Here is a 12,472-nt window from a genome sequence, read left to right as displayed (position 1 = left end):
AGTTGCCAGCTTGGGGGCATCTTCTTCTCCTTCAGTCCTGCATCATGTACCCAAGTGGCTGGCTAGGAGACATCTACTGCACGTTCCGACCTCAATCTGTATCCAAGTTGCGAGCTCGGGAACATTTTTGCACGATCCGACCTGAATCTTATACCCAAGAACCTAAAGCAAACTTCCTCATCCCCCATCAAACTACTTCAAACTAAAAGAAAAGCTTAACCAAACGGCTAAGCTTTCCTTTTTTACTGTATCAAGTTCAAGAACTGGCGTGTCCGCTCTTCTTTTGGATTTTCGAAAATATCTTTCGGGTTGCCGCGTTCGAGTATATAACCGCCGTCCATAAAGATGGCTTCGTCCGCCACTTCCTTGGCAAATTTCATTTCATGAGTGACAACGATCATCGTCATCCCTTCTTCCGCAAGGTCCTTCATAACCTTGAGTACTTCTCCAATTAATTCAGGATCCAGTGCTGAGGTTGGCTCATCAAACAGCATGACCTCAGGTTCTATCGCTAAAGCCCGTGCGATTCCGACACGCTGCTGCTGTCCCCCTGAAAGCTGATAGGGATAATAATCAACTTTATCACCTAACCCCACCTTCTCAAGAAGAGAAACCGCTTTTTTCTTAACCTCGTCTTTGGATTTACCCTGCACGATTACAGGGCCTTCCATGACATTCTCCAAAGCCGTCCGATGAGGAAATAGGTTATAGTTTTGAAAGACCATACCTGTTTTCCGGCGCATCTTCAGCAATTCTTTCTTGGAAAGCTTTTGAGAGAAGTCCATATTTGTTCCGCTTATGTTCAGCTTTCCTTCATCAGGTATCTCGAGAAGGTTCAAACAGCGAAGGAAGGTTGTTTTCCCAGATCCTGAAGGACCGATCAATACGATTACCTGTCCTTTTTTGACCTCCACATCAAATCCTTTTAAGACTTCGAGATCCCCAAAGCGCTTCTTCAATCCTTTTATGCTGATCATCTACTCTCCCCCTCTCTATTTGGCTATATACCGGTCAAGCCTTGTTTCAACCCGGTCCTGAATCAGGGTAAGCATGAAACACATAATCCAGTATAGAAGTGCGGCCTCCATGTATAATAGAAGAAATTCATAGGTAGTCGCTGCAATCTCCTGCGCCTTCCTGAATAGCTCAGTCACTAAAATCAAGGAAGCCAATGAAGTATCCTTCACCAGGCTGATAAAAGAATTCGACAGCGGCGGGATAGAGACCCTTGCCGCCTGCGGGAGGACCACCCGTTTCAGATTCTGGCTGTAAGTCATTCCAATGGAATACCCTGCCTCCCACTGTCCTTTTGGAATCGATTGAATGGCAGCCCTGACAATCTCAGAAGCATAAGCCCCCACGTTTAAAGAAAAGGCAATGACTGCTGATGGAAAAGGATCGAATTTCAGAGTTTCAATACCGAGATTCCCCAAGCCGAAAAAGATGATGTATAATTGCACAAGCAATGGTGTACCTCTTATTGCCGATACGTAGATACGGGCTATTCCCCTCAGGATCTTGCTGCCCGACAACCTTGATAAAGCGGTAAAAATGGCCAGAACCATCCCGCATGCAAAGGATATTAGTGTTAGAGGAATTGAATAATACAAAGCTCCCTTTACCATAGGAAGCAGGGAGCTTTGCAGAATATCCATCATGCGTTCAGGGTCTTGAAAGATACTACCTAGGAGATACATCTTCGCCAAACCAATTTTCAGAGATTTCGGCGTACGTACCGTCTTCCATCATTTCCTCTAACGCTTTATTTACTTCTTCTACCAATTCTTCGTTTCCTTGACGGAACATCAGCCCGCTCTGAGCTGCTTCTTCTTGCGTTGCCACAATTTCAACGCCCGCATTTTTTTGTTTTTGCAGGTAGTCAAGAATGGACAATTTGTCATTAACGGTAACATCCACTCTGCCTTGTTCAAGCAATTGAATCGCTTGGGCAAGACCGTCTACTCCTTGAATTTCGGCACCATAGCTTTCAGCAATGTCTTTATAATTACTTGTTAGAGATTGTGCGGAAGTCAGGCCGTCGATATCTTCGAAGGAAGAAACATCTTCATTATCTTTGCTGGCAACAAGGACCGCAGAAGATTCAATGTAAGGGATAGAAAAATCATATTTCTCTTGGCGGTCTTCCTTGATTCCAACCTGGTTTGCAATCATATCGAAACGATTGGAATTCAACCCTTCGAACATGGCATCCCACTGCGTTTCTTGAAACACCGGTTCTACTCCAAGACGGCTGGCTACTTCCTTAGCAATTTCAACATCGAACCCAGTAAGTTCTCCTGATTCATCATGGAAAGTGAATGGCGGGTATGTACCTTCCGTCCCGATTAGAAACTCTCCATCTTCCTGGATTTTTTCGTATAACGATTGTTCCTGCTGTTCATCTCCAGCCCCTGCAGACTCTTCATTTTCTGTATTATTACCGCAGGCTGCAAGCAGAAATACTGCACCTAAAAAGAACAAAATACTCATGGATAACTTTTTCATCTTAAAACCTCACTATTCTTATCGGATTTAATAGTCACGATTGCTATCATAAATTCTTATACCCTTTCTGTCAATAATAATGTTTCTATCCTTTAGTTTTCACTAAAAGTGCTAAAAACATTAATGCCCCGTATAATTAATCTGCAGTATCTTCTTAAAAAATGGCTGTTTTCATATAAATTTTGGCTGCTCTAAAAGTAATGGATTTCCGCTCCAGGCGCACGACTCCAACCCTTCTAAGTTATAATAGGGAGAAGAAAAATAAAGCAATCAAAAGCAACAATCTTTTAGAAAATAGCTTAAAAAATCATGGTCACTGAAAAAGTCCTTTATTTAAAATTGTTGAAACAAAACGTACCTTTTTCGCTTCCGATATTTTGAATGAGTGTTGAATTGCGTCCAAAATACCCCGCTTCGTTAGGCCGGCGCCTGATCTCATAGGGAAAGCGCCTGTTAGTTTCTTAATTAAGTGCCCAGCAGTAAGAATAAGGGAACTTTTTTCCCTTAATTTTAAAACCAAGCTAATTCTGGGATAAATAGAGGAGATTTTTTCTCTTATTTGATTAAAAAGCACCTTTTTTAAGTGTCTGAAGTTAAATAAGGGAATTTAATTCCCCTATTTAAGCTCTTATAAATGTTTTTTTGTAAATAAGGGAACTATTTTCCTCTATTTGCTAGCCACCATACTGAACAGCTTTGATAATTGCCACCGGACACTGCCATGAGTCAGCTCTTTTAATCGACTAGTCATTGAAGATGAAAGGAAGCTCCTACAGGCAATTGATTTAAAAAAGATCAAAGGATTTTAAAGCTATATAGAGAGCAGCATAGTCATTGCTTTTTCTGTGTGAATAAAAAGCAGATTCTTATATCTGGTAGAGTTAAAGGGAGGAAGGTAAGATAGTAATCAATAGCAAGAATATCTTAGAAAAGAGCCTTTTAAAAAAAACAGAAATTGCTTAATAGGATAATTTCTTAGGAAAGCTAAATATATTGGAGGTTTTAACATGAAGATTGCTTTATTAGGAGCTTCAGGCAGGGTAGGCTCCATCATCATGGAATGCACATTAAAAGATGGCCACCATGTACAAGCGGTGGTGAGGAACACTGAGAAAATCAAAAGCAAGCACCCGAATCTGTCTCTCATCGAAGGAAATGTCTTGAATGAAAAAGATATAGACTACTGTTTTTCAAAATGTCATGCAGTAATCAGCGGGCTGGGCACGGATAAGAATGATGTCCTTTCCAGAAGTATGCCGGGCATTCTGAATTCAATGAGAAGAAATAATATAACGAGGATCATTACAATTGGGACAGCGGGAATTCTCCAAGCAAGAGAAACTCCTTCTCTCTATAGGTTCCAGACAAATGAATCAAAAAGAAGGAGCTCGAGTGCAGCAGAGGACCACTTAAGAATGTACCTAATGTTAAAAAGCTCTGAATTGAATTGGACAATCGTGTGTCCTACTTACCTTCCTGATGGAGAAAGAATAGGCGTTTACCGTACTGAAAAAGAAATGCTTCCTGAGAATGGCAAAAGTATTTCCATATTTGATACAGCCGAATTTGCCTTTAGTTTGATCCATAATGAGGATAGTTACCGAAACAGAATTGGCATCAGTTATTAACAGCCCCAGTGAGGTCTTGCTAGCTCATTCACTTACGCAATAAAGGGATATTCCCCCTAAACTCGTTAATGCACTACAGTTTATTTGCTTTCATCCAAACAGAAAAAGAGCTCCCTTGTCTATAAGGGAGCTCCAAGTTTATCTATTTAAAGATTGTCGAGATGATTTCTTCCATTGACATCCCGCTTTCGAATTCAAAAGTGCCTGGTCTTAGTTCGTTTTCAAGCCCTCTTTTTTCTACTTCTTTATAAAATTCCATACCATCTTTTATGATTTTCGCTTTTTCCAGGGCATTTCCCACATCTATGCTGGTCATGCCCATGGATACAGACAGGATGGCCCTGTATACTACCTTTTCTTCTGCTGTCTTCTTCTCTTTCTCGCCTTGCTTTTCCTCAGTTTCCTTATTAGCGGAAGCCGACGCCAGCTGCTTATTCCACTCTTCCTCTGTATGTATGACAAAGCCGTTTGAAGCCAGCTGTTCAATCATTTCATCCTCGCTCAGGATCTGTTTTTCCATTGATTTGGCTGGTTTCGCTGTGCTTTCAGCAGTGGAGGGACCAAACAGATAAACCGCCCCAATTGTTGTGGTGGCGATTAAGAGCCCTGAAGCAAAACTGCGCAAAGTATTGGTCATCATTGTGCGGCCATGCTCCTTTCCATCTTTCTTGCTGTGTATGGAGCAAGCATCATTTCCACCTCGTGAGGGTTAAGTCCATTTTTTGAAGAGATGCTTTCTATGGAGTATCCTCGTTTGTGCATATCAAGGATTTCACGCAGCAGGAGACGTTCTTTAGCTGAAGCTTCCATTGCACCTGCTTGCTTTGCAGTAATTTCTGCATCTAATTCTATGTTCCGTATCTGTTTCTGAAGCTCATGAACCTCATTCATCAATGAAATTGAAGAGTGTTCAATCTGCTGTTCAACAGAAGATTTGGATTGCGCCGTTTTAATAAACGACAAAATGAGCAGTATGACTGCTGAACCGAACAAAATGGCTAAAGCCCATCCCATCATAGGTTCCTCCCTTACTTTTCAATCTATAATACAAACTAGATTATACCGTGTTCGGGAAGGAAATGGGGGCAAAAATCGACAAAATCCCCCTTTGGTCCTGTCTTTATAACAGTATACCGCATTATCAACATTACCTAGGGGCTAGTATAGTCGGGAAATAGTGATACTCGTTTGAACTACCCACCACTTCCCCCCCTTACAGGTCGCTTGAAGTGGGGGATTCCTAAGAACACAAACCTATTGGTTCATTTTTGGTTAGGCTATCCACGCAGTTCCTGCGGTTAATCGCAATGCTTCATTGCGAAGATTTATACTTGCGTTAAGATCCCTTTGATGGCTGCTTTTACAAGTTGGACAGGTCCATTCACGCAACGCAAGATCTTCAACGTCTTTATACTTATAAATGCATACAGAACATAGCTGGCTGGAAGGGAAATTTTTCGCTGCGGCTATCACCTGTTTACCGTACCATAAGGATTTGTATTCCAACATAGACCTGAATTGGGCCCAGCTTACTTCGCTGATTCCTTTTGAAAGGTCTTTGCTTTTTAACATTTTCTCGACGGACAAATCTTCAATCTGATAATGTCGTGGTTTTTGACTATTTCGGTAGAGATTTTGTCCAGCATATCTTTTCTTGCATTAGCGATTTTTTCATGCAGCCGGGCAACTTTCTTTTTTTGTTTAGTCCAATTCGAAGAACCCAATTGCCTCCTTGAAAGAATGCGTTGGGCATTCATTATTTTCTTTTCTAGTGTACGGAAAAAGCGGGGGTTTTTATGGGTTGTGCCATCTGAAAGAGTAGCGAAATCCTTCAGACCTACGTCGATTCCAACAGAGGTGCCGGTTTTCTTATAGGGTTGAACTTCTGATTCAGCCAAGATTGAAACGAAGAACGTACCTGAAGGGTTTCGTCGAATGGTGGCGTTCATTATTCGCCCTTCGACCTCACGACTCTTGGCAAAGCGAACCAAACCGAGTTTTGGCAATTTGATGTGTTGATCTTTCACTTGTATATTCCTGTTCACAAACTTTGTGGTATAGGATTGAACAGGGTTCTTCTTCGATTTGAAGCGAGGTTCTGAAGGGCAATACTATCGACTTCTTTCAGAAGGAATAGGTCTTCTTGAGCTCTCGAACAGCTTTGATGGATTGGTTCTTGTTGAAAAATTCACCTTTCCAATTGTTCTGTGAAAGCTGCCCATTCTGTACCATTTCATTTACGATAGACCAATAAGCGTCTTTGTTCTTTTGTTTCCCAACAAAATAGTTGTAGATGAACCGGGAACAACCGAACGTTTTATTGATTAATTCAATCTGTTCGTGATTTGGATAGATCCTGAATTTAAAGGTTTTTTTAACATTCAAATGGTTTCACCCCCTGGTAATAATTATACCAAGAAAGATGGTACATTGGGAACGTATGTTTCTTTTGAAGTTGTTTTAATAGAGACCAAAGGCAGGCGATTCATCTCCCCCATACCGTTGGGCTATGCCCTTCACACGCTTGAAGAGGGAGTGTTCTCGTCTTTTTTAGATAAATGCCGGGACCGCTATTTTCAGGAGTTCTCCCGGTGGTTCAGTAAAGATTTTACCTTATTCGAGATAAAACTCTTCAATAAGGAAAGTTCCTGCTTTTCAAAGGTATGGGCAGATTTATCCCCTCCATAACATTCCGCTGCTTTTTTAACTGTGAAAGCAAACTGTGCAGGAAGAGACGATGTTCCCCAAGAACCTGCTTCATATTTGGAGGAGATGACTCCTTCTTTCAGGTACCAATAAACCCTTATTATATTCAGAATACAGTATATCGGGTTTTCTTGAATGTTTTCCAAACAATCTTCAAAATCGCCCATAATGGATGACAGATAATCAGCAGATGGTACTAAGGGGAAAACCTCTTTAACAGGTTTGCCGCACAAACAAATCCCTCTATTATTAAGGATAGTGATGTGCGCTGCCAAATCCTCATCCCTGTTTACCTCCTCATTTAAAAATTGAGATGAGCCCTGAGCCAAATCTTTTTCATACCGCCTTCTCCAGAACTCACTATAATGAAAATCAAATGGACAAGGGTGCTGCCAATCTTTCAATTGTACTTCGTTCACAAAACTGATCTCTATAGGAAATGGAGAAGCAGAATAATGTAAAAACAACTCTGCTAACTTCCTTTTGGTTTCAACAGGCAGGGGTAATTTCGTTACAACTAAAATATCCACATCACTGCTGTTTGGATTAAAACCTCCCATTGATAAGGAACCATGGAGGTAGATACCTGTTAAATTAGTTCCTATTATTTTTGAGATCTTATTTTGTATTATCGATACAAATTCTTTTGTTTCGTGTGAACTCGTTTTCAGTGTATACACTATCTGAACTCCTCCTAATAAATTTTTAATACTATCAATTCTGTTCAGAAAAAACTAGATCTCATACTTATATTGAAGTCAACTTATCCAGCATCATTATATTGAAAATGATTCTTAACAGCAGCATTCAAAAATCATTCAAAGAAAAGAGCATGTCATAATGACACACTCTTTCTGTGGTTTCATACTCTCATACATCCTGCCTGTACTTGAACTGCTTACCAGTTTAATTTCTAACCAGCGTGCCCCATCTGCTTTCCTTGCTGCAGTTCATACATTTGATAGTAGCGCCCTTTCAGCTCCATCAATTCATCATGCGAGCCTTTTTCGGCGATGGTTCCTTTATCCAATACAATGATTTGATCTGCATTCTTGATTGTTGACAGACGGTGGGCAATGATGAAAGTGGTACGGCCTTCTTTCAACACCTCCATCGCCTCCTGAATCACTGCTTCGGTTTCAGTATCGATGCTGGACGTCGCTTCATCGAGAATCAGAATGGCCGGATCGAATGCCAATGCCCTTGCAAAAGAAATCAATTGCCTCTGTCCCGAAGAAAGCGTGCTGCCTTTTTCTATGACAGGTTCGTCATAACCGTTTTCCAGGTTATGAAAAACTTTGCCGGCACCAACAGCATTTAACGCCTCCTCAACCTTTTCCCTCGAAATCCAGGGATCATCCAGGCTTACATTTGAAGCGATAGTACCAGTGAACAGATAAGGATCTTGAAGTACGATTCCCATGTGTTCACGAATGGTTTGATAAGGAATCTCCTTGATATTTTTCCCATCTATCAAAATCTCACCTTTATCACAATCATAGAAGCGGAAGAGCAGATTCATGATGGAACTTTTCCCGGAGCCTGTATGGCCGACGAGTGCCACAGTCTCCCCCTGTTTAGCTCCAAAAGAGATATCTTTCAACACGTATTCATTCTCTTTATAGCCGAAGTAAACACTATGAAAAAGGACATTTCCTGTATATCGCTGAATTCTCTCGTCCTCCACAGAAGTGCCCTCTTCATCCAGCAGTTCGAAGACCCTCTCCCCGGCGACTAGTGCCTGCTCAAGGTTGGCAAGCTGGTTCACAATCCCTGTGATCGGCTGAAAAAGCCTGTTGATATAATCCACAAAGGCGTAAAGCACTCCCAGTGATACAACCGAAGAGGCACCAATGGCACTTCCGCCGAAATACCAAATGAATGCTACAAATGTAATATTCCTCAGTACCCCCACCAGGTTGTGTGATGTCATGGAATTGAGGCTGAGCATTTTATTTTGGTACTCATAGTGCGTTTCATTCAACTCTTCGAATTCAGCCTGTGATTTTTTTTCACGGCTGAACGCCTGAATGATGTTCATCCCCTGTATGGACTCATTGATCATTGCGTTGATGTCACTGACTTTCGACCGTATGACATGGTTGTAATGGGACGCATATTTTCTGTAGAGAATCGTCCACACCGCTATGATTGGCAGAAGCACCAGGCACAGAGCTGCAAGCTTTACATCCAGGATGAACAAAGCGATGTAAATACCGGTAATATAAATGGCACTCGTAAAGAAGGTGGACAATACAGTGACATACAGCTCCCTGATCGCCTCTGTATCATTGGTGATCCGCGCCACCACTTTTCCAGCGGGTAAATTATCAAAATAACGGATCGGCAGCTTTTGGATCTGGCCAAAAACATCTGACCTCATTTTCTGGATGACCCGGTTAGCGGCTTTTTTTAAATAAAACCCCTGCCCATATTGAAAAAACGAAGCCGCGACGAGAAGGCCGAAATAGAGGGCCAGCAATGTTATGATCCTCGGTATTTCCGGGTTATAAAACTGTATTAATTGAGCAGTCGATATTTTTTCAGCATCATAGGAGGATGAGGATTCTCCCCTGGTGATAACCAGTTTGCCATCCTCGAATTTTCGCTCTCCCTCTTTCGTCACAGGCTCGTCAACGAAATAGAAATCTCTGCCCGCGGAAAGAACCCTGACCTCCGTTCCTTTCACCTCATCTTCAGAGAAATATTTTTCCCGTTTATACCAGCTGCCCTGGTAGTTCACCGCATCTTTGCCTTCTCCCGACTGGTACCAGGTTGTTTCAATCCCCAGTATATGCTCATCTATAAGCTTCTTTGCGATGAAAGGTCCAGCCAGGTCGGCAGCCACTGATACCGTAAGCATCAGCAGAGCAGCCAGAATTGTTTTTTTATAAATTAATGCATATTGTAATAAACGTTTACCTACACTCATATTTTTACCTCCTGGGACGAGGACTCTTCAACTTGCTGGCGGTCATATTGCTCTTTATACCAGCCATGGTTACGCAGCAATATTTCATGGGTGCCTTCTTCTGTTACGACACCATTATCGAGGACAACAATCCAGTCCGCATGTTCTACAGCAGAAAGTCTGTGAGTCGTGATGATCGTGGTTTTCCCGTTTCTCTCTTTCCGGATGTTCTCAATGATTTTCGCCTCTGTTTTGGCATCTACTGCCGACAGCGAATCATCGAGAATAAGAATCTCCGGGTTTTTAATGAGAGCACGAGCGATTGAAATGCGCTGCTTCTGGCCGCCAGACAATGCAACCCCTTTTTCCCCTACGAGAGTGGCAAGCCGGTCAGGAAGCATTTCAAGATCTTTTTGGAAGTCAGCAAGTTCAATCGCTTTTTCCAATTGAGCCTCAGACGCATCTGGATGGCCAAAGAGAATGTTTTCTTTTACGGTTCTCGAAAATAAAACGTGATCTTGCGGTACATAACCAATCCAATCTCTAACACTTTGCAGGTCCTGCTCTTCTATTGGGATATCGTTAATGGCAAGTCTTCCATCTCCATGAGGATACTCCCTAAGAAGCTGCTTAATGACGGTTGTTTTTCCACTTCCGGTTTTGCCTACGATCCCGAGTGTCTGACCTTTTTGAAGCTTTAAGTTAATTCCTCTCAAGTTATTTACTTTTGATGAAGGATACTGGAAATCCACTTCTTCAAAACTGATGGTTTCAGGGGCCCCCGCAAATTTGGGATGAGCAGGATTTTTTACATCTTCCTCATAATTTAAGGTTTCCTGGACGCGGTCCAGCGAGGCGTTCCCCCTTTGCATAACATTGATCAGCTCCCCAACGGCAAACATGGGCCAAATCAACATTCCCAGATATACATTAAATGAGACCAGCTCACCCAGTGTGATGGTCTGATGAAACACCAGGTAGGCTCCATACCCCAATCCGATCAAATAGCTTAGGCCCACCAGGACCTTGATAGTCGGTTCAAACAGTGAATCAATTTTCGCCACTTCGATATTTTTGTTGTAAACATCCTCAGTCATTTCAGCGAACTTTCCTTCATCCGCCCTTTCCTGGACATATGCCCTGATTACCCGGACTCCGGCAACTGATTCGAGCACTTTATCATTCAAATCCCCGAACGCATCCTGTGCTTCTGTAAACCGCTTGTGAATCCTCGCCCCATATACTTTCATGAGCCATGCCATGAACGGCAGCGGCAAGACAGCAGCCAGCGTCAGCTTCCAGCTTACAAAAAAAGCCATTGTAAAAAGGATGGTCAGCATGAATACACTTGAATCAATCAACGTCAGGATTCCAAAACCTGCTGTAATCGAAACTGCCTTCAGGTCATTCGTCGCTCTTGCCATTAAATCTCCCGTACGGTTCTTTTCAAAGAATGCCGGTGTCATTTTCAGCAAATGCCCCATGAACTTCGAGCGAAGTTTTCTTTCGACAAGAAATGCCCCTCCGAACAATTGATACATCCATATATAGGTGAGTCCGTATGAGACGACCAGAATAACCGCCATCCAAATAAGATAACGGCTCAGATTATCCATTGTCATCTTGCCGATATGGATGTCATCTATCGCCATGCCTACAAGTTTGGGAGGCAGCACATCCAGGATCCCCACAAAAGTCAACAAGCCGATTGCGACAGTATACCGTTTCCAATTCTCTTTAAAAAACCAGCTTAATTTTCCTAAAATACTGAACATCAGTGATCAGTCCTCCTTTTCCTTCACTTCACTATCCGCCTTCTGTCTCCACTATCGGCATCATCATTTCAATTCTCACTTTCAACATTTGTTCATTCCTCCTTGATTTTTTTATATGTGAACAGGAATTCCTGTTTACATCGAGTTAAATGGATTTTCTTTTTACGCTTAAACAGTAATGGATTTCCGTTCCAGTGGTTACGGACCCTCGGGCGCTGAAGCTGGATGTGGATGTCATTGTTAAACTATTCCCAAGGGTGGAATTCACTTCCTGCACAACAAAAAAAGACATACCGCGCCAGGCAGTATGTCTTTGGACATAAGAAGGCACCGATTACAGACGTAACCAGTGCCCTGTTTCATATAAGGTTAAAATGAAAAAGGGTTATAAAAAGGCTGGATGAGTCTCCAGACAGGTTACGTGGATATTTTGGTTTAATTGGACTGTAGTACAATTCAATATAATCATCATCACGTTACCCTCCTTTTTCAATAATTTACTAATACTTGATAACATTACCACTCTTAACTGACAGTGTCAATTTTATTTTCGGATTATTCATGTTATTCCTTCACTTTTCTTCAGGTGCGGGCACAGTACAAATCTTATGCAGGAAATTCCTTTGCTATGCCACTACAACGGCTGTTCCATAGGCAATAATTTCAGACGCATTCTGCATGACAGCTGAAGTTTCGAAACGAACTGTTACAATCGCATTGGCTCCTTTTTGTTCAGCTTCTTTGACCATCCGATCAATCGCCTGCTGTCTTGCCTGTTCCATCAATTCACTATATTCACTGATTTCTCCGCCTACAATGGTCTTTAAGCCAGCGATAATATCCTTTCCAATATGCTTCGCCTGGACTGTACTTCCTCTTACAAATCCCTTCAGCTCTACGATTTCCTTTCCTGGTACCGTTTCAGTTGTCACAACGATCATTTTAAC

Annotated in this window: 10 protein-coding genes and 1 pseudogene; 1 reads left to right on the top strand and 10 read right to left on the bottom strand. The window is 42.0% G+C overall.

Features of this window, described 5'->3' with window-relative positions; genetic code table 11:
• Positions 1-242 precede the first annotated feature (242 nt).
• The 3 genes from FZC78_RS15905 to FZC78_RS15895 are packed head-to-tail and all read right to left on the bottom strand — an operon-like array spanning position 243 to position 2,505.
• Positions 243-977 (bottom strand): amino acid ABC transporter ATP-binding protein, encoded by a 735-nt coding sequence (locus FZC78_RS15905; protein ID WP_148941049.1) that lies wholly within the window; start codon positions 975-977, stop codon positions 243-245.
• Between the two features lie 15 nt (positions 978-992).
• A complete protein-coding gene (locus FZC78_RS15900; protein ID WP_148941047.1) occupies positions 993-1,697 on the bottom strand; it encodes an amino acid ABC transporter permease in 705 nt (234 codons plus the stop codon).
• Entirely contained in the window at positions 1,681-2,505 is an 825-nt protein-coding gene (locus FZC78_RS15895; RefSeq protein ID WP_148941045.1) for an amino acid ABC transporter substrate-binding protein, read from the bottom strand. The genes FZC78_RS15900 and FZC78_RS15895 overlap by 17 nt, the downstream gene beginning before the upstream one ends.
• A gap of 1,007 nt (positions 2,506-3,512) precedes the next feature.
• Here FZC78_RS15895 and FZC78_RS15890 point away from each other — a divergent pair.
• Positions 3,513-4,133 (top strand): NAD(P)-dependent oxidoreductase, encoded by a 621-nt coding sequence (locus FZC78_RS15890; RefSeq protein ID WP_148941044.1) that lies wholly within the window; start codon positions 3,513-3,515, stop codon positions 4,131-4,133.
• Between the two features lie 142 nt (positions 4,134-4,275).
• Here the strand turns inward: FZC78_RS15890 and FZC78_RS15885 are convergent, their stop codons facing one another.
• The 7 genes and pseudogenes from FZC78_RS15885 to FZC78_RS15850 form a co-directional block, all read right to left on the bottom strand.
• Positions 4,276-4,773, bottom strand: a complete 498-nt coding sequence (locus tag FZC78_RS15885; RefSeq protein ID WP_148941042.1) for an endolytic transglycosylase MltG — start codon at positions 4,771-4,773, stop codon at positions 4,276-4,278.
• Positions 4,770-5,150, bottom strand: coding sequence for a hypothetical protein (locus tag FZC78_RS15880; RefSeq protein ID WP_252183644.1), 381 nt, complete (start codon positions 5,148-5,150; stop codon positions 4,770-4,772). The genes FZC78_RS15885 and FZC78_RS15880 overlap by 4 nt, the downstream gene beginning before the upstream one ends.
• 255 nt (positions 5,151-5,405) lie before the next feature.
• Positions 5,406-6,518, bottom strand: a pseudogene (tnpB, locus tag FZC78_RS15875) (IS200/IS605 family element RNA-guided endonuclease TnpB).
• A 191-nt stretch (positions 6,519-6,709) separates the two neighbouring features.
• Positions 6,710-7,519 (bottom strand): aminoglycoside adenylyltransferase domain-containing protein, encoded by an 810-nt coding sequence (locus FZC78_RS15865; protein WP_252183643.1) that lies wholly within the window; start codon positions 7,517-7,519, stop codon positions 6,710-6,712.
• A gap of 233 nt (positions 7,520-7,752) precedes the next feature.
• On the bottom strand, positions 7,753-9,771 hold the full coding sequence (locus tag FZC78_RS15860) for an ABC transporter ATP-binding protein (RefSeq protein ID WP_148941036.1): 2,019 nt from the start codon (positions 9,769-9,771) through the stop codon (positions 7,753-7,755).
• Entirely contained in the window at positions 9,768-11,525 is a 1,758-nt protein-coding gene (locus FZC78_RS15855) for an ABC transporter ATP-binding protein (RefSeq protein ID WP_148941034.1), read from the bottom strand. Before FZC78_RS15855 ends, FZC78_RS15860 begins: the two co-directional genes overlap by 4 nt.
• 626 nt (positions 11,526-12,151) lie before the next feature.
• Positions 12,152-12,466, bottom strand: a complete 315-nt coding sequence (locus tag FZC78_RS15850; RefSeq protein ID WP_148941032.1) for a YbjQ family protein — start codon at positions 12,464-12,466, stop codon at positions 12,152-12,154.
• Positions 12,467-12,472 lie beyond the last annotated feature (6 nt).

It is taken from the genome of Rossellomorea vietnamensis (genome assembly GCF_008180415.1).
Lineage (GTDB): Bacteria > Bacillota > Bacilli > Bacillales > Bacillaceae_B > Rossellomorea > Rossellomorea vietnamensis_C.
The sequence above is the reverse complement of the archived record's forward strand: the minus strand, read 5'-3'. Positions and strand labels throughout refer to the sequence as shown.